Source organism: Vibrio tasmaniensis, from assembly GCF_024347635.1.
Lineage (GTDB): Bacteria > Pseudomonadota > Gammaproteobacteria > Enterobacterales > Vibrionaceae > Vibrio > Vibrio tasmaniensis.
The window spans coordinates 3,160,098-3,185,715 of sequence record NZ_AP025510.1 but is presented as its reverse complement, the minus strand read 5'-3'; the positions used below and the strand labels follow the sequence as shown (position 1 = coordinate 3,185,715).

The following is a 25,618-nucleotide window of genomic DNA, read 5'->3' as shown; positions in this document are numbered from 1 at the left end:
CTTTAATAGATTACAGCTTTGTGCCGGAGCGTTGTTCTCACAAAAAGAAAGTTGCGAGAACGATGCTTACGAGAACAAGGCTATAAGAAGAACGGGCTCGGTTGGAATAGAGACTCAACATCCGGTACGTATTTCTTGTCCACCAGGAACATCACTACGTGGTCATCTTGTTCGATCACGGTTCTATCGTGCGCGATAAGTACTTCTTCTCCGCGAACAATCGCACCAATGGTAGTGCCCGGTGGCAGTTTGATGTCGCCAATCGCTCGGCCAACAACCTTAGAGGTGGTTTCGTCACCGTGAGCAATGGCTTCAATCGCCTCTGCAGCGCCGCGACGTAGAGATGATACGTTTACGATATCAGCACGACGAACGTGAGTAAGTAGCGCAGAAATGGTCGCTTGTTGTGGCGATATCGCAATATCAATCACGCCACCCTGAACAAGGTCGACGTAAGCACCACGCTGAATCAGCACCATTACTTTCTTGGCACCCATTCGCTTCGCCAGCATCGCTGACATGATGTTGGTTTCATCTTCATTGGTTAGGGCAATGAACACGTCCACCTGATCGATGTTCTCTTCGGTTAGCAGCTCTTGGTCGGCTGCATCGCCACAGAATACGATGGTGTTTTCTAATTCTTCAGACAGCTTCTCGGCGCGAGTGTAGCTGCGCTCGATAAGCTTGATGCTGTAGCTCTGCTCAAGGCGTTTCGCTAAGCTTGCACCAATGTTACCACCGCCAACAATCATGATGCGTCGGTACGGTTTCTCTAGGCGTTGCAACTCACTCATTACTGAGCGGATATGGTTACTCGCTGCCACAAAGAAAACCTCATCATCGGCTTCAATGATGGTAGTGCCTTGTGGGCGAATAGGACGACCTTGACGGAAGATAGCGGCAACACGAGTATCAATGTGCGGCATGTGCTCACGTAAAGCAGACAGTGCATTACCAACCAGTGGACCTCCGTAGTAGGCTTTTACCGCTACTAGGCTCACTTTTTGCTCAGCAAAGCTCACAACCTGCAATGCACCTGGATATTGAATCAGGCGCTCAATGTAACTGGTCACTAACTCTTCGGGTGCGATCAGATGATCGACTGGAATAGCTCCTGATTTGAATAGCGCTTCTTTCTCTTCCAGATATTCTGGAGAACGAATACGGGCAATTCGGTTTGGGGTATTAAACAGAGAGAAGGCAACCTGACATGCGGCCATGTTGGTTTCATCCATATTGGTTACGGCAACCAACATGTCGGCATCTTGCGCGCCCGCTTCACGTAGTGTGTTCGGGTGGCTGGCATAGCCGTTTACAACCCTAAGGTCGTATTTGTCTTGAAGTTCACGCAGTCGGTCGGCATTACGGTCGACGATCGTGATGTCATTGTTTTCACCCACTAGGTTTTCAGCAAGGGTACCGCCAACTTGTCCAGCACCTAGAATAATGATCTTCATAGCCTTTCTCTTATTTTTTGCCGTTGTAATTCTAGTGATCTCATTTCGCATTTGATAATGCACTAGAAAGAAACAGCGGCTAAGAAATTAATTCTTAGCCGCTGTTAATTGTTATGCCTGTTTTACTAGAACTGCGTAGTAGAAGCCATCCATATCTTCTTCACCAGGTAGTATTTGACGACCCGGTTTTTCGATATCAGACCCAACCAGCGTTGCGTTCTCGGTACGCTCTAAGAATGCTTTCACTTGCAGCACGTTTTCTTGCGGTGTGATAGAACATGTCGCATAAACCATGGTGCCGCCTTCTTTTAGCTGGCGCCACATTGCATCCAAGATCTCGCTTTGTAGCTCTGCTAGTGCATCGATATCAGAGGCACGGCGTAGCCACTTAATGTCAGGGTGACGGCGAATTACACCGGTCGCTGAACAAGGTGCATCAAGTAGGATGCGGTCGAACTGACTGCCCGTCCACCACTCTTCAGGGTAGCGAGCATCACCACAGATTACGTCGGCACGCAGTTGTAGGCGTTCAAGGTTATCGTAAACGCGGTCTAGGCGTTTAATATCACTGTCAATCGCAACCACTTCAGTGTCTTGAGTATGTTCAAGAATGTGTGCAGTTTTACCGCCAGGTGCTGCGCAGCAGTCTAGGATTAGCTCACCATCTTTTGGTGTTAGGTAATCAACAGAAAGTTGAGCTGCAGCATCTTGTACTGATACCCAGCCTCGGTCGAAACCAGGAAGCAAAGTAACATCACAAGGTGACGCTAATTTTATGGCATCAGCCGCTTCAGGGTGCAGTGTGTATTCAATGTTTTCGTTTTTAAGTAGTTCACCATACTCGTCACGAGTGTGGTGTTGGCGGTTTACGCGCAGCCACATTGGTGCCTTGCTGTTGTTTGCTTCAACCAATTGCTCCCACTGATCTGGGTAGCTTTCTTGAAGCATTTTTAGGATCCAGCTTGGATGGCTGTATTTGCCCGCATTGTGGCTAACGGCTTTCTCATCTAGCTCTTCTTGATCGCGCAGGTAGCTGCGAAGCACTGCGTTGATCAAACCACTCAGGCTTGGGCCGCGCAGTGTTTTGGTTGCTTCAACGGTTTCAGCAACGGCAGCATGCGAAGGAATGCGCATAAAGCTCAACTGGTAAATGCCTACTAAGATCAGGTGATGGAATACGCGCTTTTTACCTTTAAGCGAGTTTTCCATCAGTTCGTTAGCGATTGACTCTAAGCGAGGCAGGTAACGAAGTGCGCCGTAGCAAATCTCTTGCAGTAGAGCGTGGTCTCGCGGGCGGATCGTTTTTTGAGCCGCAGGGAGAGCGTGTGAAAGAGAGTGGCCTTTATCGACAACTTGGAATAGGACATTTGCAGCAGCAGCGCGAACATTCATGAGAGGGGTACCGAATATTTATTTGAATACATGAGGACATCTCTGCCCTCGTAAAGGTTTTCTAAACTGTGTTTTATAAGCTACACGTTTTTAAGTGCATATTGAGTAGCTTTAAAGCGGTTAAGAAAGTTGAGTACCAACTTCAAACCAGCTTGCACGTGAGTTCAAGATGTCTTGAACTGACATGGCTTTTTTACCTGGTACTTGTAGCTGTTCCAAAACCAGTACTTTGTCGCCAGTCGCAACATAGATACCTGTTTTATCTGCTTTGATGATTGAACCAGTTGGCGCAGACGTTGATTCTTGGTCAACACGTGTCTGCCAAACTTTAATGCTTTTTTCATCATTAGAGCTGCTATCAACAACCGCAAAGTGGCTCATTGGCCATGGATTGAAAGCGCGCACACAACGTTCGATGTGTTCTGCACTGTCATTCCAATTAATTTTAGCTTCGTCTTTGCTCAGCTTCTTCGCGTAGTTAGCAAGTTCGTCGTCTTGCTTTTCAGCAACGGCTTTACCAGAAGCGATGTCAGCTAAACATTCAACAAGAGCATCAGGGCCAAGGCCAGCTAACTTCTCGTACATTGACGCGCTAGTATCTGTCGCTTCGATTGGCAGCGTTGCGATGCTTAGCATATCACCGGTATCTAGGCCGATATCCATCTGCATGATCGTCACGCCTGTCTCTTTATCACCCGCCCAGATAGAGCGTTGAATCGGAGCAGCACCACGCCAGCGTGGCAGGATTGAACCATGCACGTTGATACAACCTAAGCGAGGTGTATCTAATACAGCTTGTGGTAACAGCATACCGTAAGCGACAACAACCATGATGTCAGCATTCAAATCTGTTAGCTCTTGTTTAGCTTCATCTGACTTGAAATTTTCTGGCTGGTAAACTGGAATGCCGTGCTCTAATGCAAGTTGCTTTACTGGTGGCGCAGACAGTTTTTTACCTCGACCGGCTGGGCGATCTGGGTTGGTGTAAACTGCAATAACTTCATGCTCCGAAGACAACAACGCCGCCAAATGACGGGCGGCGAAATCCGGAGTACCTGCGAAGACAATTCTTAAAGATTGACTCAAGGTAGACTTCCTTCTTAATTTAGTAATAGCAGCGGTTATTAACCTTGTTTCTCGTTGAAACGTTTAATCTTCGCTAGCTTATCTTGAATACGTTTGCGCTTTAGTGGCGATAGGTAATCAACAAACAACTTGCCTTCTAGGTGGTCAAGTTCGTGCTGAACACAGATAGCCAGAAGGTCGTCAGCGTCGAATGTGAATTCGTTGCCTTCACGATCTAATGCTTTAACCGTTACTTCTGCAGCGCGAGGTACTAGAGCTCGAGCGCCTGGTACAGATAGACAGCCTTCTTCGATACCATCTTCGCCACGTTTGTCGGTAATTTCAGGGTTGATCAGAACCATAGGCTCGTCACGTGTTTCTGAAATATCGATAACAACGATGCGCTGGTGGAAATCTACTTGCGTTGCAGCAAGGCCGATACCTTCTTCGTCGTACATGGTTTCAATCATGTCATCAACGAACTTTTGAATCTCTGGGGTAACTTCTTTTACCGGTTTCGCCACGGTACGTAGACGATCATCTGGTAATGTTAATACTTGTAATACAGACATATACACTCGAAATATTGAACTGTGCCGAAACAGCTTAAACCTTGTTGGCTCAATTCTAGACATTTTAGAGGTCAAATGACAGCATCCTGAAGGTAATTCTCTAATCAGATGTCATATATTCAGACCAAGGAACCTAGGTCATGCGTCATTTTTTCCCCGTTTTATCTCTTATTTGTGCCTCGCTTTCGTTCGCCACTATGGCTGAAAATAGTGAACAACCTTTAACCATTAAACAAGGAGCACCCGAAGCGTATGTGGTGGTTAAGGGGGATACCTTATGGGATATATCCGCTATGTATCTCGACAGCCCATGGCTGTGGCCAAGGTTGTGGCAGGTAAATCCTGAGATAGAAAACCCTCACCTTATTTACCCTGGAGATAAATTGTCTTTGGTTTGGATTAATGGCGAGCCTGTATTGAGCCTCAAACCCGTCATCAAGCTAAGCCCTAAGATTCGTGTCTCTGAGAAGAAAGCGGTGCCTACCGTGAATGAAGGGCTTGTTTTGCCATATCTACAATCTGATCGCTTGGTTGAGCAGCAAGATATCCAATCTGCTCAGCGAGTGTTGGGGACAAGTGATGGCAAACGTTTCTTATCGGGTGAAGACCGACTATTTATCTCGGGCAACCAGCAACATCAAAAATGGGGTATTTACCGTTCTGTCGAAACTTACCAACGACAGCAACCTCAAGCGAGTATGACTTCTTTGCGTTTAGTCGCCACGGCGCGCTTGAAAGAGGTGGATGCTGAGTTCAGTAGTTTACAGATAGAGACTCAACTGCAAGAGGTGTTACTTAATGACCTCGTGTTACCAGAACTTGGCGTTGGTCAGGTGAAGCTCTCAACTACGTTTTATCCTGCACCTAGTGCTGCGGGGCAGTTTGCTAATATCTTGGGTTCGTTGGATGGCAGCCAATACAGCGCAAAGAATCAGGTCGTGGTTATTAACAAAGGCTCGCAAGACAATCTTCGCCAAGGTTCCATGTTTACCCTCAGTGAAAGCGGCGCTGTGGTGTTTGGTAAGCAAGGTGAATACAGCTACAAAGAGTCTGCAGCGAGCGATAAGGTGCAGTTGCCAAGTACCTCACTCGGTAGTTTGATGGTCATTCGTCCTTATGAGTATTTTAGCTTGGCCTTGATCACTCAGAGCTCTAAGCCTGTTAGCAATGACATTCTGGCGGTATCGCCTTTGGACCTTGCTTTGACAGAAGAGGTTAAGGGCACCGAGTGAATGAGCAACAACTGAGCGCTTGGCTAACTCTAAGTTTTGTTCCGCAATTGGGTGGCAAGCGCCTTTCTCGTCTGCTGAGTATTGATTCCCCTTCGAATATTGCTGGTTACTCAAGTCAGCAACTGCAAGCGCTTGGTTTGTCTGCCAAGCAAATTGCCTATCTAAGAGAGCAGGCCCCAAGAGACATGGAGACTTGCCTAGAGTGGCAAGCAAGACAACCCAACCATCACATCATTACCCCGAATTGCTCGCATTATCCCAAACTGCTGAATGAGACCGCCTCTGCGCCAAGCGTGCTTTTCGTTAAAGGTCACGTTGAAAAACTGATTGAGCCTCAAATCGCGATGGTTGGTAGTCGTAACGCCAGTCTCGAAGGGCTGCAAACTGCGAAGTCCTTCGCCAAAGAGTTCGTCCAAAACGGTTTGATTGTCACCAGTGGCTTAGCGCTTGGTATCGATGGCTATGCTCATGATGGTGCTCTAGATAAAGGAGGGGAGACTTTTGCTGTGTTGGGTTCAGGTTTGGATTCCATTTACCCAGCGCGACACAGAAACTTAGCCGATAGGATCTGTGAAAATGGCGCATTGATTTCAGAGTTTCGCCCTAGTGCTAAACCTCGACCTGAACATTTCCCTCGCCGTAACCGTATTATAAGTGGGTTGTCGCTTGGAACTTTGGTGGTTGAGGCCGCTGAAAAGAGTGGCTCTTTGATTACAGCTCGCTATGCCATGGAGCAAGGCCGAGAGGTGTTTGCGTTACCAGGCTCTATTCATAGTCCAACCAGCCGTGGCGGCAATAGCTTAATTAAAGCTGGTGCATGTTTGGTGCAAAATGCTCAAGATGTTCTGATCGAAATAAAGAGTCTGTTAGACTGGTCTATAGATCAGCAGCCCAGTTTGTTCGAGCCTACGTCGAATGAGGGGGAAAATGAACAATTGCCATTTCCACAGCTGTTAGCTAACGTAGGATTAGAGGCGACACCCGTTGATATTTTGGCACAGAGAACCCATATACCTGTGCATGAGGTCATGATGCAGCTTTTAGAGCTTGAGCTCTCAGGGCATGTTGTTGCAGTTTCCGGTGGCTATATTCGAAAGGGGAGAGGCTAAGCTATGATGATGGACATACTGATGTACTTGTTTGAAACCTACATCCATAGCGATTCTGAATTGCAGGTGGATCAAGATGAGCTGGAAGATGAGCTTCTTCGAGCAGGGTTTCACCAAGATGATATTTATAAGGCCCTCCATTGGTTAGAAGATCTTGCGGCATTGCAAGATACCGAGAACCAAGCGGCGATTAGTGTGTGTTCCAATACCTCGATGCGTATTTATACCAGTCGAGAGATTTCACGCATTAATATGGAGTGTCGAGGTTTCTTACTGTTCCTTGAGCAGATCAACGTACTCACGACAGAGATTCGTGAAATGGTGATTGATCGTGTGATGGGGCTTGAGACAAACGAATTTGAATTGGATGATCTGAAATGGATTATCTTAATGGTGCTATTTAATGTGCCGGGTAATGAAAGTGCTTACACGCAAATGGAAGAGCTGTTGTACACCAAAGAGCAAGGTATCTTGCATTAATACAGGCTTGTCATGAGTAGTAAGATTGATAATCAGCTTTTTTCAGCACATGAACATGCATTAGAGCATGAACCATGTCCACAGTGCGGTGGAGAGCTTCAGCTTCGCCATGGTAAGCACGGCCCATTTTTAGGCTGTAAGCAGTATCCGAGCTGTGATTACATCAAGCCTCTGCATCAGAACGATGGTCACGTAGTGAAAGAGTTGGGTGTGCCGTGCCCTAAATGCCAAAACGAATTGGTATTAAGGCAAGGTCGCTTTGGGATGTTCATTGGTTGTAGCAGTTACCCAACGTGTAATCATATCGAATCTTTGGACCAACCAAAAGAACAACCTGAAGAGCAGCCACTTGTTGCTTGCCCTGAGTGTGGCAGAGGCCATTTGGTTGAGCGTAAATCTCGCTATGGCAAAACCTTCTATGCGTGTGATAACTACCCTAAGTGTAAGTTCGCAGTAAACCAACCACCTATTCTCGGTCGTTGTGAAGAGTGCCAGTTCCCGTTGTTACTTGAGAAGAAAACAGCCAGTGGAACCAAGAAACAATGTGCTGATCGCAAGTGTCACCACATTCAATCTCAATAACCTGCTGTTATAGACACAAAAACGGCGCTCAATGAGCGCCGTTTTTATATTAAATCCACAATGAAAGCTTACTTCAGTTGCTGTGCGAATTCATGCACAGCAGGGTAGGCTTGTTTGTCGAGAATGTCTGCCAGTGAGCATAACGCTCTTTGCAGCTCTGCGTTGTAGTCAGCGCTCACGTTAATGTGGCCCATCTTACGACCTGCACGCTTCTCTTTACCATACCAATGAACATGGCAACCACCTTGAGCAAGAATTGCTTCAGGTAGGGTATCTTCACCAAGGATGTTGATCATTGCGGTTGGACGAATCAGCTTAGTGCTGCCTAATGGCATCCCACATACGGCACGTAGATGGTTCTCAAACTGACAAGTTTCAGCGCCTTGTTGTGTCCAGTGGCCCGAGTTATGAACACGTGGTGCAATCTCATTCACCAGCAGCGAACCTTGAACATCAAAGAACTCTAGCGCGAGTACGCCAACGTAATCCAAACGCTCTGCAACTGCGATGAACATGGTTTTTGCTTGCTCTTGTAGTTCAATATCGTCAATGGCTGTAGATAAGCTCAACACGCCATCGGTGTGAACATTCTCAGCCAGTGGGTACACTTGAATCTCGCCATTGGTACCACGAGCACCAACCAGTGATACTTCGCGGTCAAATGGAACAAACTCTTCAGCCACAATGGCTTGGTTGTCTGTTGCGGCAATGCACTCAGCCATTTCTGTCCAAGTCGCGTCAACATTGTCTAATGTCTTTAAGCGCCATTGACCTTTGCCATCGTAGCCACCAAGTGTGCTCTTCAATACCATTGGTAAGCCAACGTGAGCGATCGCAGCGTCAAAGTCTTCGCGAGAGTTAATCACGTAGTACTTAGCATTTTTCACGCTTGCTTCGTCTAACAGCGCTTTTTCAAGGCGACGGTCACCACCGGCTTTGATTGCTTCTGTTGTCGGTAAGAATTTACCGCTGCGCTCGCATACCTCAAGAACATCGTGAGGGATATGCTCGAACTCGGCAGTAATCACATCCGCACGCTCAATCGCATTTTCTAAGCCGTTGCCCAGAATCGCTTGCGTTAATGGGTGAACAATATTTTTGCTGCCAACATCAAAAGCAGAAATTTCAATATTCAGCGGTGCCCCAGCTAGGGACATCATGCGAGCAAGTTGGCCCGCGCCTAACACAAGAACATGCATGGGAATTAGTCCTCTGCAGGGTTAGGATTAGCAAGAACCGTTTCTGTTTGCTCAGAGCGGAACGCTTCTACTTTTGCCATTACTTCTTCATTGTGTGTACCAATGATTTGAGCTGCTAGGATGCCTGCATTGGCAGCACCAGCTTCACCGATAGCCAAAGTACCTACCGCGATACCTTTTGGCATTTGTACGATAGAAAGCAGTGAGTCCATGCCCTTCAGTGCTTTAGACTGAACAGGAACACCTAAAACAGGTACGCTTGTGAAAGCTGCAGCCATGCCCGGAAGATGCGCAGCACCGCCAGCACCAGCAATAATTACTTTAATACCGCGCTCTTTCGCACTGGTTGCGTAGTCAGCAAGCAACTGAGGTGTGCGGTGAGCAGAAACCACTTTTGTTTCGTACGCCACGCCAAACTGATCCAACATTTCTGCAGCTAGCTTCATTGTTGGCCAATCAGATTTAGAACCCATGATAATACCGACAGTCATCTCAAACTCCTTCAGGTACGATTTAATTAGTGATTAGATATTTTGCGCGCATTATACGGGTAAAATTGCTCAAGGAAAACGTTTGCGTCAGTGTAAGTTGTTAATTGATACATTTTATAAACAAATAGCTTTAGTCACGGTGAATGATAATTTGTACACTTAGTGAGTTAGATAACTGAATTAATGAGGCAACCCGTGGATAACTTTCAACATACTTTGCAGGCATTACAACAAGGTGAAGTCATTGCTTACCCGACCGAAGGCGTTTTTGGGGTCGGTTGTGATCCTGATAATCCACAAGCCATCAAGAAATTGCTCGATTTAAAACAGCGACCGATGGACAAAGGGTTGATCCTAATTGCTGCGAGTTACGAGCAGTTGCTGCCCTATATTGACGAAAGCCAGTTGACGGAAGCGCAGTTAGCGACCGTAAAAGCAACATGGCCGGGCCCGGTCACTTGGATTATGCCAACCAGTAGTAAAGTAACTGATTGGGTCAGTGGCCAGTTTGATTCCATCGCGGTACGAGTGACGGATCACCCTTTGGTTCAAAGAATGTGTAATGAGTTCGGCAAGCCGTTAACCTCTACCAGTGCCAACCTGACTGGCGAGCCGCCTTGTATGACGACTGAAGAAGTTCAACAGCAGCTGGGTCAACATTTGGTGGCTATTCTCGAAGGTCAAACGGGTGGTCGTGAGAAGCCAAGCGAAATTAGAGATGCAAAAACGTCGAAAATATTAAGACAGGGTTAAACCCTGCAAAGGAAGAAAGATGTCAGCAATTGATAAAGAAGCAGTAAAACAGTTTTTACTGAGCCTACAAGATTCGATTTGCCAGCAGCTTGAGCAAGCTGATGGCACTGCACTGTTTGAAGAAGATGCATGGGAGCGTGAACCTGGCGAGCGCCTGGGTGGTGGTGGTCGAACTCGTGTGATGACCAACGGTGCGGTATTTGAGCAAGGTGGGGTTAACTTCTCTCACGTAGCGGGTAAGGCGATGCCTGCCTCAGCAACCGCTCACCGCCCTGAATTAGCCGGACGTAAGTTTGAGGCGATGGGGGTTTCATTAGTTATCCACCCTAAAAACCCATATATCCCAACCTCACACGCGAACGTTCGATTCTTCATCGCAGAAAAAGAAGGGGAAGACCCGATTTGGTGGTTTGGTGGTGGTTTTGACTTAACGCCATTTTATCCTTTCGATGAAGACTGCCAATCTTGGCATCAAACCGCTAAAGACCTGTGTGCGCCGTTTGGTGATGACGTTTATCAAGAACACAAGGAATGGTGTGATAAGTACTTCTATCTGCCTCACCGTGATGAAACACGTGGTGTTGGTGGTCTGTTCTTTGATGACTTAAATGAGTGGGGTTTCGATAAGAGCTTTGCTTATATGCAGGCTGTCGGTGAAGGTTTTGCAGCCGCTTATCTACCAATAGTTGAGCGTCGTAAAGCGACACCTTATGGTGAACGTGAGCGTGACTTCCAGCTTTATCGTCGTGGTCGCTATGTTGAGTTTAACTTAGTGTATGACCGAGGCACCTTATTTGGCCTGCAAAGTGGTGGTCGCACAGAGTCTATATTGATGTCGATGCCACCGTTGGCTCGTTGGGAATATCGCTATGAACCACAAGTGGGCTCACCAGAAGCTCTGCTTTATAGTGACTACCTAAAGCCTCGAGTTTGGTAGTTCTTCCTTCCTTATAGGGATAGTGATAGGGTCATCTATATAGAAGACCCTTTTTTATTTCTGTTAGGTAAGGATATGACACAGCAAGTAGATCGTTATGCCGTTTTCGGTAACCCTATTGGGCAAAGCAAATCGCCATTCATTCACACATTATTTGCTCGCCAAACCAGCCAACAACTTACCTATACAGCATTACAGCCAGAACATGGTGAATTTATCACTGCTGCGAAAGCCTTTTTCAGCGAAGGTGGTAGAGGATGTAATGTCACAGCACCTTTTAAAGAAGATGCGTATCAGTTCGCTAATCGCCTGACTGAAAGAGCTGAACTCGCAGGTGCCGTAAACACACTTAAGAAGCTCGATGATGGAGAGATCATTGGTGATAACACCGATGGTGAAGGTTTAGTTCAAGATCTTCTTCAACATCAAGTAGTCCTAGAAGGGGCTCGCGTTCTTCTACTTGGTGCTGGTGGTGCTGCTCGAGGAGTGATTCAACCTCTACTCGACCAAAAGCCACAACAGTTGGTAGTCGCTAATCGAACCAGTTCAAAGGCTCAACTTCTGGCTGAGATGTTTTCTTCACATGGAAACATCAAAGGAATGGGGTTAAGCGATGTTAATGAAGGGTTTGATGTCATCATTAACTCAACCTCGTCTGGTCTAAGTGGTCAACTTCCTGAAGTTTCTGAGATTATCTTCAATTCGAATAGCGCCGTTTATGACATGGTTTACGGATCGGGCACCACGGTATTCAATCAGTGGGCATTCGATAATGGTGTTCATACTGCTTATGATGGCTTGGGTATGTTAGTGGGGCAGGCAGCTGAGAGCTTTATGCTGTGGCGTGGTCTTCGCCCAGGAACAAAACAGATTTTAAGAGAACTACGCAAAAACCTAGAGATGTAACAAGGTATTTATAAAAAATGAATCAATCAATTCTATTTCCTGATATCCAAGATTGGGATGAAGAAAATCAATCAATCATCTTCCCAGCACAGCAGTCTGGCGCATTGATTGAGTGTGTTATGTCTATTGAAGAGCTGTCTCGATTGGCAGGTAAAGATATAGAAGAAGGCGATCAAGCTTTAGTTATCTTTTCAGAGTTACGTTTTGATATTGAAGAGCTAGCTGAAGAGTTAATAGAAGAAGAGGAGTATGACTCCTCTAATCGGATTCAGATCAAAGTGCTTTAGACTGGCAACACAGAATCTAAATAGTCGTTTTTATTCTGAACATAGTTGTCAGCTGACTTCTGTAAAAAGGCACGCTCTTTATCATTTAATGGGCGTGCTTGTTTTACTGGGCTTCCTACATATAGATAACCGCTTTCAAGTACCTTATTAGGCGGAACCAAGCTACCAGCACCAATCATCACATCTTCTTTAATAACCACGCCATCGAGCACGATAGCTCCCATACCAACAAGTACGCGATCTTCAATGGTGCAGCCGTGCAGCATTACTTTATGCCCGATAGTGACATCATTACCTATTAGTAGAGGATAACCCTCAGGGTTTTCTGCATTTTTATGGGTGACGTGCAAAACGCTACCGTCTTGGATATTCGTTCTATCTCCAATATGAATGTGGTTCACATCCCCTCGAGCTGCAACTAAAGACCACACACTAGAGTCGTCACCGATTTTGATATCACCAACCAGAACAGAACTTGTATCTATATAGACACCTTGTCCAATCTGAGGGGATATTCCTTTATAACTGCGTATTGAACTCATAAATCCTCCTTTATATAGGCACCTTAAGCCTTTAATTAAGAAGAATACTAGTGGAAATGGGGTGTTCTGAACAAAAAACGCTCGAACAATCAAAAAAGTAAGAAAAACTTCAAAAAGGGCTTGCCAGTGTGATCGAAATCTCTATAATGCGACCTCGTTGAAACGGGAAGGCTTCTTAGGAAACCAACACGAATCAGCAGGTCAAATTAGCCAAGCTAAGCGCTTGAAAAAAGTTTTGAAAATAGTGGTTGACACTAAAACTTAAATCGCTAAAATGGCCGTCCGATTTGAGCGAAGCTCAAAAAGGAAAAGCTCTTTAACAATTTAAACCTATCAATCTGTGTGGGCACTCGTTGATGAATATCAAAACGTTATTACTTAGGTAGTAACAGTTACTTCGGTAACAAAATTGATTTCAATGAACTGAGTGACCAATACGAATAACTTCGGTTATTTGGCACAGTCAATTCATTACCATTCTGTTGGAATGGTAATAGCTTTAGAATTACATGTTCATGTTTACATGAATATTAGTTTTGAAGTCAGTATTCGTTGAGTCACAAAATCTTAAATTGAAGAGTTTGATCATGGCTCAGATTGAACGCTGGCGGCAGGCCTAACACATGCAAGTCGAGCGGAAACGACACTAACAATCCTTCGGGTGCGTTAATGGGCGTCGAGCGGCGGACGGGTGAGTAATGCCTAGGAAATTGCCTTGATGTGGGGGATAACCATTGGAAACGATGGCTAATACCGCATAATGCCTACGGGCCAAAGAGGGGGACCTTCGGGCCTCTCGCGTCAAGATATGCCTAGGTGGGATTAGCTAGTTGGTGAGGTAATGGCTCACCAAGGCGACGATCCCTAGCTGGTCTGAGAGGATGATCAGCCACACTGGAACTGAGACACGGTCCAGACTCCTACGGGAGGCAGCAGTGGGGAATATTGCACAATGGGCGCAAGCCTGATGCAGCCATGCCGCGTGTATGAAGAAGGCCTTCGGGTTGTAAAGTACTTTCAGTTGTGAGGAAGGGTGTGTAGTTAATAGCTGCGCATCTTGACGTTAGCAACAGAAGAAGCACCGGCTAACTCCGTGCCAGCAGCCGCGGTAATACGGAGGGTGCGAGCGTTAATCGGAATTACTGGGCGTAAAGCGCATGCAGGTGGTTCATTAAGTCAGATGTGAAAGCCCGGGGCTCAACCTCGGAACTGCATTTGAAACTGGTGAACTAGAGTGCTGTAGAGGGGGGTAGAATTTCAGGTGTAGCGGTGAAATGCGTAGAGATCTGAAGGAATACCAGTGGCGAAGGCGGCCCCCTGGACAGACACTGACACTCAGATGCGAAAGCGTGGGGAGCAAACAGGATTAGATACCCTGGTAGTCCACGCCGTAAACGATGTCTACTTGGAGGTTGTGGCCTTGAGCCGTGGCTTTCGGAGCTAACGCGTTAAGTAGACCGCCTGGGGAGTACGGTCGCAAGATTAAAACTCAAATGAATTGACGGGGGCCCGCACAAGCGGTGGAGCATGTGGTTTAATTCGATGCAACGCGAAGAACCTTACCTACTCTTGACATCCAGAGAAGCCAGCGGAGACGCAGGTGTGCCTTCGGGAGCTCTGAGACAGGTGCTGCATGGCTGTCGTCAGCTCGTGTTGTGAAATGTTGGGTTAAGTCCCGCAACGAGCGCAACCCTTATCCTTGTTTGCCAGCGAGTAATGTCGGGAACTCCAGGGAGACTGCCGGTGATAAACCGGAGGAAGGTGGGGACGACGTCAAGTCATCATGGCCCTTACGAGTAGGGCTACACACGTGCTACAATGGCGCATACAGAGGGCAGCAAGCTAGCGATAGTGAGCGAATCCCAAAAAGTGCGTCGTAGTCCGGATTGGAGTCTGCAACTCGACTCCATGAAGTCGGAATCGCTAGTAATCGTGAATCAGAATGTCACGGTGAATACGTTCCCGGGCCTTGTACACACCGCCCGTCACACCATGGGAGTGGGCTGCAAAAGAAGTGGGTAGTTTAACCTTTCGGGGAGGACGCTCACCACTTTGTGGTTCATGACTGGGGTGAAGTCGTAACAAGGTAGCCCTAGGGGAACCTGGGGCTGGATCACCTCCTTATACGAAGATACCACGATGAGTGTCCACACAGATTGATTAGGTTTAGAAAAGCAAAGAGAAGAAGAACTCCCAAGGTTCTTCGAAGTTTGTTTCTACTTTTAAAGTGGAGATAAATTAGCAGTGTCCCGTTCGTCTAGAGGCCTAGGACACCGCCCTTTCACGGCGGTAACAGGGGTTCGACTCCCCTACGGGATACCATTGGGTCGTTAGCTCAGTTGGTAGAGCAGTTGACTTTTAATCAATTGGTCGCAGGTTCGAATCCTGCACGACCCACCATTTCCTCCCAAGGAAATAAAAATATGGGGCTATAGCTCAGCTGGGAGAGCGCCTGCCTTGCACGCAGGAGGTCTGCGGTTCGATCCCGCATAGCTCCACCATTCCTTCCATAAGGAATTAAAACTTTATGGGCGATTAGCTCAGTTGGGAGAGCACCTGCCTTACAAGCAGGGGGTCACTGGTTCGAGCCCGGTATCGCCCACCATCTTTAAGCATTCTCGTAAGAGAGTATTTAAAGATGGGTTTGAAAGTTTAATGCTTAAAACTCTTGCTCTTTAACAATTTGGAAAGCTGACTGATTAACTGACTTACGAGTCATATTAATCAAATTTAAAAGTTCTCAATGTTTATCTTTCATTAGATAAACACAACAAACACATTCAAGTGTCTTGTATTCGAATCAAACGTTAGTTTGATTCACAATTGAGTCCGGCAAACAGTCATTGAGAATTAACCCTTCTTAATGACAACCAAAAACCTTGGTTAGTTGCCATACACTAAGACCCTTTCGGGTTGTATGGTTAAGTGACTAAGCGTACACGGTGGATGCCTTGGCAGTCAGAGGCGATGAAAGACGTAATAACTTGCGATAAGCCCAGATTAGGTAGTAATAACCTTTTGAGTCTGGGATTTCTGAATGGGGAAACCCACGTGCATAAGCACGTATCCTGTTGTGAATACATAGCAACAGGAGGCAAACCGGGGGAACTGAAACATCTAAGTACCCCGAGGAAGAGAAATCAACCGAGATTCCGAAAGTAGCGGCGAGCGAAATTGGATTAGCCCTTAAGCTTTTAATGAGACAGATGAAGGCTCTGGAAAGTGCCGCAATAAAGGGTGATAGCCCCGTAATCGACATCTCATAATCAGTGAAAACGAGTAGGGCGGGACACGTGATATCCTGTCTGAATATGGGGGGACCATCCTCCAAGGCTAAATACTACTGACTGACCGATAGTGAACCAGTACCGTGAGGGAAAGGCGAAAAGAACCCCTGTGAGGGGAGTGAAATAGAACCTGAAACCGTGTACGTACAAGCAGTAGGAGCACCTTCGTGGTGTGACTGCGTACCTTTTGTATAATGGGTCAGCGACTTAATTTTAGTAGCAAGGTTAACCGTTTAGGGGAGCCGTAGGGAAACCGAGTCTTAACTGGGCGTACAGTTGCTAGGATTAGACCCGAAACCAGGTGATCTAGCCATGGGCAGGTTGAAGGTTGAGTAACATCAACTGGAGGACCGAACCGACTAATGTTGAAAAATTAGCGGATGACTTGTGGCTAGGGGTGAAAGGCCAATCAAACCTGGAGATAGCTGGTTCTCCCCGAAAGCTATTTAGGTAGCGCCTCGGACGAATACTACTGGGGGTAGAGCACTGTTAAGGCTAGGGGGTCATCCCGACTTACCAACCCTTTGCAAACTCCGAATACCAGTAAGTACTATCCGGGAGACACACGGCGGGTGCTAACGTCCGTCGTGGAGAGGGAAACAACCCAGACCGCCAGCTAAGGTCCCAAAGTATAGCTAAGTGGGAAACGATGTGGGAAGGCTCAGACAGCCAGGATGTTGGCTTAGAAGCAGCCATCATTTAAAGAAAGCGTAATAGCTCACTGGTCGAGTCGGCCTGCGCGGAAGATGTAACGGGGCTAAGCTATACACCGAAGCTGCGGCTACGTACCTTAGGGTATGTGGGGTAGGGGAGCGTTCTGTAAGCCGTTGAAGGTGGTCTGTAAGGGCTGCTGGAGGTATCAGAAGTGCGAATGCTGACATGAGTAACGATAAAGGGAGTGAAAAACTCCCTCGCCGGAAGACCAAGGGTTCCTGTCCAACGTTAATCGGGGCAGGGTAAGTCGACTCCTAAGGCGAGGCCGAAAGGCGTAGTCGATGGGAAACGGGTTAATATTCCCGTACTTCTTACAATTGCGATGGGGGGACGGAGAAGGCTAGGTGGGCCTGGCGACGGTTGTCCAGGTTCAAGTACGTAGGCGGAAAGTTTAGGTAAATCCGGACTTTCATTAACGCTGAGATACGATGTCGAGCTACTACGGTAGTGAAGTCATTGATGCCATGCTTCCAGGAAAAGCCTCTAAGCTTCAGATTGTAAGGAATCGTACCCCAAACCGACACAGGTGGTCGGGTAGAGAATACCAAGGCGCTTGAGAGAACTCGGGTGAAGGAACTAGGCAAAATGGTACCGTAACTTCGGGAGAAGGTACGCTCTTATCAGTGAAGTCCCTTGCGGATGGAGCAGACGAGAGTCGCAGATACCAGGTGGCTGCAACTGTTTATTAAAAACACAGCACTGTGCAAAATCGTAAGATGACGTATACGGTGTGACGCCTGCCCGGTGCCGGAAGGTTAATTGATGGGGTTAGACTTCGGTCGAAGCTCTTGATCGAAGCCCCGGTAAACGGCGGCCGTAACTATAACGGTCCTAAGGTAGCGAAATTCCTTGTCGGGTAAGTTCCGACCTGCACGAATGGCGTAATGATGGCCACGCTGTCTCCACCCGAGACTCAGTGAAATTGAAATCGCTGTGAAGATGCAGTGTACCCGCGGCTAGACGGAAAGACCCCGTGAACCTTTACTACAGCTTGGCACTGAACATTGAACCTACATGTGTAGGATAGGTGGGAGACTATGAAACCGCGTCGCTAGATGTGGTGGAGTCGTCCTTGAAATACCACCCTTGTAGTTTTGATGTTCTAACGTTGGTCCCTGAATCGGGATTACGGACAGTGCCTGGTGGGTAGTTTGACTGGGGCGGTCTCCTCCCAAAGAGTAACGGAGGAGCACGAAGGTGGGCTAAACACGGTTGGACATCGTGTGGTTAGTGCAATGGCATAAGCCCGCTTGACTGCGAGAATGACAATTCGAGCAGGTGCGAAAGCAGGTCATAGTGATCCGGTGGTTCTGAATGGAAGGGCCATCGCTCAACGGATAAAAGGTACTCCGGGGATAACAGGCTGATACCGCCCAAGAGTTCATATCGACGGCGGTGTTTGGCACCTCGATGTCGGCTCATCACATCCTGGGGCTGAAGTCGGTCCCAAGGGTATGGCTGTTCGCCATTTAAAGTGGTACGCGAGCTGGGTTTAGAACGTCGTGAGACAGTTCGGTCCCTATCTGCCGTGGGCGTTGGAAAATTGAAAGGGGCTGCTCCTAGTACGAGAGGACCGGAGTGGACGAACCTCTGGTGTTCGGGTTGTCATGCCAATGGCATTGCCCGGTAGCTAAGTTCGGAATCGATAACCGCTGAAAGCATCTAAGCGGGAAGCGAGCCTTGAGATGAGTTTTCCCTGGCACTATAAGTGTCCTAAAGGGTTGTCGTAGACTACGACGTTGATAGGCAGGGTGTGTAAGTGCTGCGAGGCATTGAGCTAACCTGTACTAATTGCCCGTGAGGCTTAACCATACAACACCCAAGGGGTTTTGTGGACTCAATAGAAAGACCAGACCTTGAATGCGTTTGAAGAGACTTTTAAATCAGTTTTCCGAATTATTAATTGCCGCTAGCGCGTCAATTAAACAAAATTTGCTTGGCGACCATAGCATTGTGGACCCACCTGATTCCATGCCGAACTCAGAAGTGAAACACAATAGCGCCGATGGTAGTGTGGGGCTTCCCCATGTGAGAGTAGGACATCGCCAGGCTTTAAATATCGTTACCTGTGTATACATGTAACAACATCTACAGTGTACTAATCTGTTGATGACAATTTGTTGGAGGGATGGCTGAGTGGTCGAAAGCACCGGTCTTGAAAACCGGCAACCGTTAATAGCGGTTCTAGGGTTCAAATCCCTATCCCTCCACCACCATTGAAAAGCCCGCTGAGAAATCAGCGGGCTTTTTTCTTATATGTAATATAAAAAGAGAAGAGCACTGACGTGCCCTTCTCTTTTTGTTTACCGGAACCTTATCATTGCTAGTCTGTTAAATATTTACCCTCTGCAACTTGCCAAAATGCTCTTATTAGAGGGTTATCTAGCTGAGAGCGTTTACAGCAAACGCCTAATTCAAAGGGTTTTATAGGTTCTATTTTTAAGCGATCGACTTTGTCTCTCACAGGGCTGTTGTTGATTACAACATCTGGCGCGATACCAACTCCACAACCTAGTGCCACCATACTTACGATGGCTTCATGACCTGATACCTGAGCGTAAATGTTGGGCTTTATCTTCATCTTTTTGAACCACGCGTTCGCACGTTCTCGTGCAGTACCTGCTTCTGGGATGATAAAAGGCACTTCATTCCAGTTTGGTTTATCTGATTGAAGCTGCTGGCTAAAACTACTCACACCGGATGGGATGATCACTGACAGTGGTATATCGCTGATGGTTTCAAATTCTAATCTTGAAGGCAAAATGTCAGGTTTAGCTGAAATAGCAATATCAGCCTCATCATTCAGTATTTTGTCGATGGATTGAGCTGGATCGCCTGTAGAGAGCTTAAATTCAATGTACGGATGAATAGCTCTGAATTCGGTTATGAGCTCAGGTAGGTGGCTGTAACTAGCGGTTACCGAGCAAAATATGCGGATCTCACCCTTAAGTTCTTGCTCACCACCTTTCAGGTGAAGATTGTATTGCTGCCACTCCCCTACAATGCTTAATGCTACTGGCAATAGGTGCTTTCCTGCTGGAGTGAGATCGACACTGCGATTATCCCTGATAAGCAGTTCTTGCCCTGTTTCTTCCTCAAGCTTTTGTATTTGACGACTAAGGGCAGAAGGACTGACGTGCATAGCTGCAGCGGTTTTGCTGAAACTCTTGCTGTCACATAAATGTATAAATAATTGTAGAGATTTTATGTTCATGTTCTGCGAACGTTTCCATGTTGCATTTATTGCAATAACTAATTGTGAATATATCACTTTCAGCAACGGAGTGTCTGTTTTAGTATGAAGTCATTCGGTAGACAGATATCGACCTTACGGACTTATTTTTAAAGGAGTGCCCTACAATGGCTAACTATTTCAATACATTAAACCTTCGTGAACAACTAGACCAATTAGGTCGTTGCCGCTTCATGGATCGTGAAGAATTCACGACTGAAGCTGAATATCTTGAAGGCAAGAAAATCGTCATTGTTGGTTGTGGTGCTCAAGGCCTAAACCAAGGTCTGAACATGCGTGATTCTGGTCTAGATGTATCTTACGCTCTACGCCAAGCGGCAATTGATGAAAAGCGTCAATCATTCAAAAACGCTGATGAAAACGGCTTTGTTGTGGGTAGCTACGAAACGCTAATCCCTCAAGCAGATCTAGTTATCAACCTTACTCCAGACAAGCAACACACTAATGTTGTTGAGACAGTAATGCCTCTAATGAAAGAAGGCGCTGCTCTTGGTTACTCTCACGGCTTTAACGTTGTGGAAGAAGGCATGCAATTACGTGCTGACCTTACTGTAGTTATGGTTGCACCTAAGTGTCCTGGTTCTGAAGTTCGTGAAGAGTACAAGCGTGGCTTCGGTGTTCCAACACTGATCGCTGTTCACCCAGAAAATGACCCTAAAGGCGAAGGCTGGGATATCGCTAAAGCTTGGGCTGCTGGTACTGGTGGTCACCGTGCAGGTTGCCTAGAGTCTTCATTCGTAGCTGAAGTTAAATCTGACCTTATGGGTGAGCAAACCATTCTATGTGGCATGCTTCAAGCAGGTTCTATCGTATCTTACGAGAAGATGATTGCTGATGGTATTGAACCAGGCTACGCAGGTAAGCTTCTACAATACGGTTGGGAAACGATCACTGAAGCACTTAAGTTCGGTGGCGTAACTCACATGATGGATCGTCTATCTAACCCAGCTAAAGTTAAAGCGTTTGAGCTTTCTGAAGAACTTAAAGACCTAATGCGTCCGCTTTACAACAAGCACATGGATGACATCATCTCTGGTCACTTCTCTAGCACAATGATGGCTGACTGGGCGAACGATGATGTGAACCTACTGGGCTGGCGTGAAGAGACAGGCGAAACGGCATTCGAAAACTACCCAGCTTCTGACGTAGAAATCTCAGAGCAAGAGTACTTCGATAACGGTATCCTAATGGTTGCTATGGTTCGTGCCGGTGTTGAGCTAGCATTTGAAGCTATGACGGCATCTGGCATCATCGATGAGTCGGCTTACTACGAATCTCTACATGAGCTTCCACTAATCGCAAACACAGTTGCTCGTAAGCGTCTTTACGAAATGAACGTTGTAATCTCTGATACTGCTGAGTACGGTAACTACCTATTCGCTAACGTAGCAACACCGCTGCTACGTGAGAAGTTCATGCCTTCAGTAGCAACAGACGTAATCGGCCGTGGTCTAGGTGAAACATCTAACCAAGTTGATAACGCTAAGCTAATTGAAGTAAACGAAGCTATCCGTAACCACCCTGTAGAGTACATCGGTGAAGAGCTACGTAGCTACATGAGCGACATGAAGCGTATCGCTGTAGGCGGTTAATTAGTCGCTTAGATACTGATAAATTTGCAGAAAAAGCGAAGCAGTATCACCAACTCCTTACAGGTTGGAGTTATAAATAAGCAACACAACATCTAATAAAAAGGCTTGGTCGCCGTTGACCAAGCCTTTTTGCTTTTAGTAACAAAGTCTTAAAAATCAATTAAATGAACATTGTTTGAACAGTCTTCGTCGACTTTCAGTTCTTGATTGATCTTCAGAAATACAAAAGGGTTGGTGCTTTCACACCAACCCTTTCAGTTTTCGCGCTTTACGCTTACTTGTCGGCAATCTTTGCTTCTAAGTCCGTTAGCTTTTGTTCCATTTCAGTCAGCTTTTGGCGAGTGCGCAGTAGTACTTGTGTTTGAACATCAAATTCTTCACGGCTTACAACGTCTAGCTTGTTCAGTTGGCCTTGGATAACCTGACGAACTTTTTGATCTACGTCTGAACCAAGCTCTTTTACTGGTTGAGGCATAGAATCGTGGATCTGCTTAGCAATCTGCTCTAGTTTTTTTGGATCAAACATATCAATTAAAACTCCTGAATATTTACCACTATTCTATTTAATCACACTTGAGATGTCGCCTATGGCGTACAAAAAAAGGCTACCGAAGTAGCCTTTTTATTGTTATTACGACTTAGTGATTACTTATTATCAGCTAATTCTCTGTGTGCTGCTTTTGCTTCATCGACGCGAGCTAGTTTTTCTAGGTCTTTGTCTTCAACAAATACAGGTAGAGGTTTGTGTTTTTCAGCCAAGTAGCTGTAAATCACAGGCAGTACAAATAGCGTGAAGAGAGTACCAATTGCTAAACCAGCAACGATTACGATACCAATACTGAAACGCTGAGCCGCACCCGCACCACTTGCGTACATCAGTGGGATTAGACCCGCGATCATCGCAGCGGTTGTCATCAGGATTGGACGAAGACGAACCTTCGCAGCTTCCATTACCGCTTCAATACGAGTTTTTTGATTGTGCAGCTGCTCTTCTTTTGCAACTTCACAGATCAAGATACCGTGCTTGGTAATCAGGCCGACTAAGGTGATCAAACCAACTTGCGAGTAGATGTTCATCGTTGCCGCGCCCCAAGCCAGAGCTATTAGGGCACCACAGATCGCCAGTGGTACAGATACCATGATAACCAGTGGGTCTTTCAGTGATTCAAACTGAATCGCCAATACCAAGAAGATGATTGCCAGTGCTAAACCAAAGGTCGCGTAAAGTGCGCTACCTTCTGTTACGTATTGGCGTGCTTCACCCATATAGTCATGGTTGTAGCCACTTGGAAGCTTATTCGCTGCCGTGTCTTCAAACCACGCAATTGCATCACCCATTGCAGCGCCTGGAGCCGGTACCGCACCAATCGTAGCCGAGTTCAATTGGTTGAAGTGAGGAAGAGAGCGAGGCTCTGCCACAACATCAATCGTAATCAAACTGCCTAATGGTACAGCATTACCGTCTGCAGCACGTACGTAGTAGTTGTTCATTGACTCTGGGTTCAAACGGAATTTACGTTCAACCTGAGGGATAACCTCGTAAGAACGACCATTCAAGTCGATACGGTTTACGTAGCCATCAGACATCATGGTACCGAGCGTGATACCGATATCTTGCATAGTCACACCGTATGCGCCCGCTTTATCCTTGTCGATGTTGATCTTCATGGTTGCTGAGTCGTAGTTCAGGTCGAGATCTGAATATACGAACAACGGGTTTGAAGAGACATCAGCCAGAATGTCTGTGGTAATTTGGAACAAGCTTTCAAAACTGTTTGGCGTTGTTATGACAAACTGAATCGGAAGGCCTGAACCCGCACCTGGTAGTTCTGGCATTTGGAATGCAGTTACCGCCATTCCTGGAACATCTTTCACCAAATTACCAACGCGGTTTGCTACGTCTGATTGGCTTGCTTCTCGTTCGCTCCAAGGAACCATAGATGCGATACCAAATGCTTGGTTTGCATTTGGCACACCTGTAAATACCTGTGCGTAAGCAACTTCTGGCTGATCAGACAGAATTTTGTTTACGTCGTTCATGGTATTTTGCATGAAGTCTAAGTTCGCATTCGACGGTGCTGTACCCATTAACATGATTACACCTTTATCTTCTGAAGGTGCTAGCTCACTAGGGATGAATTTGAACAACAACGGTAAACTTGCAAATACGATGATAGCAAAACCAATAAATACTGGACGATGTTGCATTACCGCACCAAGCATACGCTCGTAACGGTTAGTCATGCCATCCAGCACGCTATGAACTTTCTGCTCAAACTTACTCGGCTCAGCGTGAGCTTTCAGCATTTTTGAACACATCATTGGCGAGAGCGTTAGTGCCACAATGCCTGATACGAAAACCGAACCAGCTAGGGTTAATGCAAACTCTTTAAATAGTGAGCCTGTAATACCACCCATCATCGCAATTGGAGCATATACCGCACCTAGCGTTAACGTCATTGCGATAACAGGCACCGCAATTTCACGGGTACCGATAATCGCCGCACGGAAAGGGGACTCACCGAGCTTGATATGCCTGTCGACGTTTTCAAGTACTACGATCGCATCATCTACCACTAGACCGATGGCAAGTACCATTGCCAGTAGTGTCATTAGATTCCAAGAGAAGCCCATTGCCTGCATTACCATTGCCACACCAATCAAAGACAGTGGGATAGTAATGATAGGGATCAGTACCGCTCGGAATGAACCTAAGAATAAAGTAATCACGATCAATACGATTAATGCCGCTTCAAGGATAGTCTTAATAACTTCTTGAATTGACTCGTTAATCGCAATGGTTGAATCGTACATTACGTTCATTGAGATGTTGCTTGGTAGGTTCTTCTCTAGTTGAGGAAGAAGTTCCAGTACATCAGCAGCGATGTTGATTGGGTTCGCACTTGGCGCCGCATTGATCGCGGCTACAACCGCCTCTTGGCCGTTAGCACTTGCTCGGTAAACATCGTGACTTTTCTCAAGAGAAACCTTCGCGATATCGGATAGGCGAATGATCTCACCTTCTCCGCTTTTCACGACTAGATTCTCGAGTTCTTCAGTATTTGATACCTGAGTATCGGCACTGCCGTTGTAAAGCACGAACTCACCGGTCGCTTGACCCGTAGCTGATTGGTAGTTGTTAGCGTTCAGTACCGTCATTACATCAGATGCAGTCAGACCAATCGCCGCCATTTTTGATGGGTCTAGCCACACGCGCAGTGCGTATTTCATACCACCATATAGGTCAACTTTAGATACACCATTAACCGTAAATAGCTGCGGGTTGATTACACGCTCTAGATAGTCGGTAATTTGGCTAGACACCAACTCGTCACTGGTAAAACCAATATAGAGTACAGCGGTTGTTGAACCGGTAGACATGGTTACGGTTGGATCTTCAGCCTCTTTAGGTAGCTGAGAACGTACCGAGTTTGTCTTGGCCAGTATGTCAGACAATGCCGCATTCGGATCGGTGTTCAACTTCATGTTCACGGTAATCGTAGATTTACCTAGCACAGAAGAAGATGTCATATAATCGATATTATCCGCTTGAGCCACAGCCTGTTCGAGGGGCTGGGTGATAAAGCCTTGGATAAGATCGGCACTTGCACCATAGTAACCAGTTGAGACTGTCACCACGGTATTCGTCATTTCAGGGTATTCACGCACCTGCATTTTGAAGATTGCTTGTAAGCCAAGCAGAGCAATCAAAAAGCTGATGGATACCGCTAGAACTGGACGTTTAATAAAAACATCAGTAAAGCGCAT

General features: G+C 46.5%; 19 protein-coding genes, 5 tRNA genes and 3 rRNA genes. 17 read left to right on the top strand and 10 right to left on the bottom strand.

What is annotated here, in order from left to right; genetic code table 11:
- Window positions 1-80: 80 nt before the first annotated feature.
- From trkA to def, 4 genes are all read right to left on the bottom strand, one after another.
- Window positions 81-1,457, bottom strand: a complete 1,377-nt coding sequence (gene trkA / locus OCV44_RS14215; RefSeq protein WP_004739332.1) for a Trk system potassium transporter TrkA — start codon at window positions 1,455-1,457, stop codon at window positions 81-83.
- Between the two features lie 111 nt (window positions 1,458-1,568).
- Window positions 1,569-2,849: a 16S rRNA (cytosine(967)-C(5))-methyltransferase RsmB gene (gene rsmB, locus OCV44_RS14210; protein WP_139685465.1), complete on the bottom strand. Its 1,281-nt coding sequence runs from the start codon at window positions 2,847-2,849 to the stop codon at window positions 1,569-1,571.
- Window positions 2,850-2,969: 120 nt separating this feature from the next.
- Entirely contained in the window at window positions 2,970-3,935 is a 966-nt protein-coding gene (fmt, locus tag OCV44_RS14205; protein WP_139685464.1) for a methionyl-tRNA formyltransferase, read from the bottom strand.
- Between the two features lie 38 nt (window positions 3,936-3,973).
- A complete protein-coding gene (gene def / locus OCV44_RS14200) occupies window positions 3,974-4,486 on the bottom strand; it encodes a peptide deformylase (protein ID WP_004735769.1) in 513 nt (170 codons plus the stop codon).
- A gap of 140 nt (window positions 4,487-4,626) precedes the next feature.
- Here def and OCV44_RS14195 point away from each other — a divergent pair, with 140 nt between their 5' ends.
- From OCV44_RS14195 to OCV44_RS14180, 4 genes are read left to right on the top strand one after another with little or no spacing between them, the layout of a single operon-like run.
- Complete coding sequence (locus tag OCV44_RS14195; protein WP_139685463.1) at window positions 4,627-5,718, top strand: LysM peptidoglycan-binding domain-containing protein; 1,092 nt, start codon at window positions 4,627-4,629, stop codon at window positions 5,716-5,718.
- On the top strand, window positions 5,715-6,827 hold the full coding sequence (gene dprA / locus OCV44_RS14190; RefSeq protein WP_139685462.1) for a DNA-processing protein DprA: 1,113 nt from the start codon (window positions 5,715-5,717) through the stop codon (window positions 6,825-6,827). Before OCV44_RS14195 ends, dprA begins: the two co-directional genes overlap by 4 nt.
- 3 nt (window positions 6,828-6,830) lie before the next feature.
- Window positions 6,831-7,307: a DUF494 family protein gene (locus OCV44_RS14185; RefSeq protein WP_009848094.1), complete on the top strand. Its 477-nt coding sequence runs from the start codon at window positions 6,831-6,833 to the stop codon at window positions 7,305-7,307.
- A 12-nt stretch (window positions 7,308-7,319) separates the two neighbouring features.
- On the top strand, window positions 7,320-7,889 hold the full coding sequence (locus OCV44_RS14180) for a DNA topoisomerase family protein (RefSeq protein ID WP_139685461.1): 570 nt from the start codon (window positions 7,320-7,322) through the stop codon (window positions 7,887-7,889).
- A gap of 68 nt (window positions 7,890-7,957) precedes the next feature.
- Here the strand turns inward: OCV44_RS14180 and OCV44_RS14175 are convergent, their stop codons facing one another.
- Both OCV44_RS14175 and purE read right to left on the bottom strand, forming a co-directional pair.
- A complete protein-coding gene (locus OCV44_RS14175; protein WP_139685460.1) occupies window positions 7,958-9,088 on the bottom strand; it encodes a 5-(carboxyamino)imidazole ribonucleotide synthase in 1,131 nt (376 codons plus the stop codon).
- 5 nt (window positions 9,089-9,093) lie between these two features.
- Window positions 9,094-9,579: a 5-(carboxyamino)imidazole ribonucleotide mutase gene (gene purE / locus OCV44_RS14170; RefSeq protein WP_004735777.1), complete on the bottom strand. Its 486-nt coding sequence runs from the start codon at window positions 9,577-9,579 to the stop codon at window positions 9,094-9,096.
- 195 nt (window positions 9,580-9,774) lie between these two features.
- Here purE and OCV44_RS14165 point away from each other — a divergent pair, with 195 nt between their 5' ends.
- From OCV44_RS14165 to OCV44_RS14150, 4 genes are all read left to right on the top strand, one after another.
- Complete coding sequence (locus OCV44_RS14165; protein WP_139685459.1) at window positions 9,775-10,332, top strand: L-threonylcarbamoyladenylate synthase; 558 nt, start codon at window positions 9,775-9,777, stop codon at window positions 10,330-10,332.
- Window positions 10,333-10,351: 19 nt separating this feature from the next.
- On the top strand, window positions 10,352-11,269 hold the full coding sequence (hemF, locus tag OCV44_RS14160; RefSeq protein WP_139685458.1) for an oxygen-dependent coproporphyrinogen oxidase: 918 nt from the start codon (window positions 10,352-10,354) through the stop codon (window positions 11,267-11,269).
- A gap of 75 nt (window positions 11,270-11,344) precedes the next feature.
- Window positions 11,345-12,175, top strand: coding sequence for a shikimate dehydrogenase (gene aroE / locus OCV44_RS14155; protein ID WP_139685457.1), 831 nt, complete (start codon window positions 11,345-11,347; stop codon window positions 12,173-12,175).
- Between the two features lie 17 nt (window positions 12,176-12,192).
- On the top strand, window positions 12,193-12,462 hold the full coding sequence (locus tag OCV44_RS14150; RefSeq protein ID WP_139685456.1) for a DUF1488 family protein: 270 nt from the start codon (window positions 12,193-12,195) through the stop codon (window positions 12,460-12,462).
- Here OCV44_RS14150 and OCV44_RS14145 read toward each other — a convergent pair.
- Window positions 12,459-13,004: a gamma carbonic anhydrase family protein gene (locus OCV44_RS14145; RefSeq protein WP_139685455.1), complete on the bottom strand. Its 546-nt coding sequence runs from the start codon at window positions 13,002-13,004 to the stop codon at window positions 12,459-12,461. The two genes, OCV44_RS14150 and OCV44_RS14145, sit on opposite strands and share 4 nt — an antisense overlap.
- 569 nt (window positions 13,005-13,573) lie before the next feature.
- On the opposite strand from OCV44_RS14145, the gene OCV44_RS14140 reads away from it, so the two are divergent.
- From OCV44_RS14140 to OCV44_RS14105, 8 genes are all read left to right on the top strand, one after another.
- Window positions 13,574-15,128, top strand: a 16S ribosomal RNA gene (locus OCV44_RS14140).
- A 122-nt stretch (window positions 15,129-15,250) separates the two neighbouring features.
- A tRNA-Glu gene (locus OCV44_RS14135) sits at window positions 15,251-15,326 on the top strand.
- Between the two features lie 2 nt (window positions 15,327-15,328).
- Window positions 15,329-15,404 (top strand) — tRNA-Lys (locus tag OCV44_RS14130).
- 25 nt (window positions 15,405-15,429) lie between these two features.
- Window positions 15,430-15,505, top strand: a tRNA-Ala gene (locus tag OCV44_RS14125).
- 28 nt (window positions 15,506-15,533) lie between these two features.
- Window positions 15,534-15,609, top strand: a tRNA-Val gene (locus OCV44_RS14120).
- 314 nt (window positions 15,610-15,923) lie between these two features.
- Window positions 15,924-18,817: ribosomal RNA gene (locus tag OCV44_RS14115) — 23S ribosomal RNA — on the top strand.
- A 123-nt stretch (window positions 18,818-18,940) separates the two neighbouring features.
- A 5S ribosomal RNA gene (gene rrf / locus OCV44_RS14110) occupies window positions 18,941-19,056 on the top strand.
- Together the 16S, 23S and 5S rRNA genes with 5 tRNA genes alongside form the textbook arrangement of a ribosomal RNA operon.
- 71 nt (window positions 19,057-19,127) lie before the next feature.
- Window positions 19,128-19,218, top strand: a tRNA-Ser gene (locus OCV44_RS14105).
- A 110-nt stretch (window positions 19,219-19,328) separates the two neighbouring features.
- Here OCV44_RS14105 and ilvY read toward each other — a convergent pair.
- Window positions 19,329-20,219, bottom strand: a complete 891-nt coding sequence (gene ilvY / locus OCV44_RS14100; RefSeq protein WP_139684822.1) for an HTH-type transcriptional activator IlvY — start codon at window positions 20,217-20,219, stop codon at window positions 19,329-19,331.
- Between the two features lie 146 nt (window positions 20,220-20,365).
- Here ilvY and ilvC point away from each other — a divergent pair, with 146 nt between their 5' ends.
- Window positions 20,366-21,850, top strand: a complete 1,485-nt coding sequence (gene ilvC / locus OCV44_RS14095) for a ketol-acid reductoisomerase (RefSeq protein WP_017096410.1) — start codon at window positions 20,366-20,368, stop codon at window positions 21,848-21,850.
- Between the two features lie 274 nt (window positions 21,851-22,124).
- Here the strand turns inward: ilvC and ubiK are convergent, their stop codons facing one another.
- Window positions 22,125-22,376: a ubiquinone biosynthesis accessory factor UbiK gene (gene ubiK / locus OCV44_RS14090; protein ID WP_004735787.1), complete on the bottom strand. Its 252-nt coding sequence runs from the start codon at window positions 22,374-22,376 to the stop codon at window positions 22,125-22,127.
- Between the two features lie 119 nt (window positions 22,377-22,495).
- Window positions 22,496-25,618, bottom strand: a complete 3,123-nt coding sequence (locus tag OCV44_RS14085) for a multidrug efflux RND transporter permease subunit (RefSeq protein ID WP_139684821.1) — start codon at window positions 25,616-25,618, stop codon at window positions 22,496-22,498.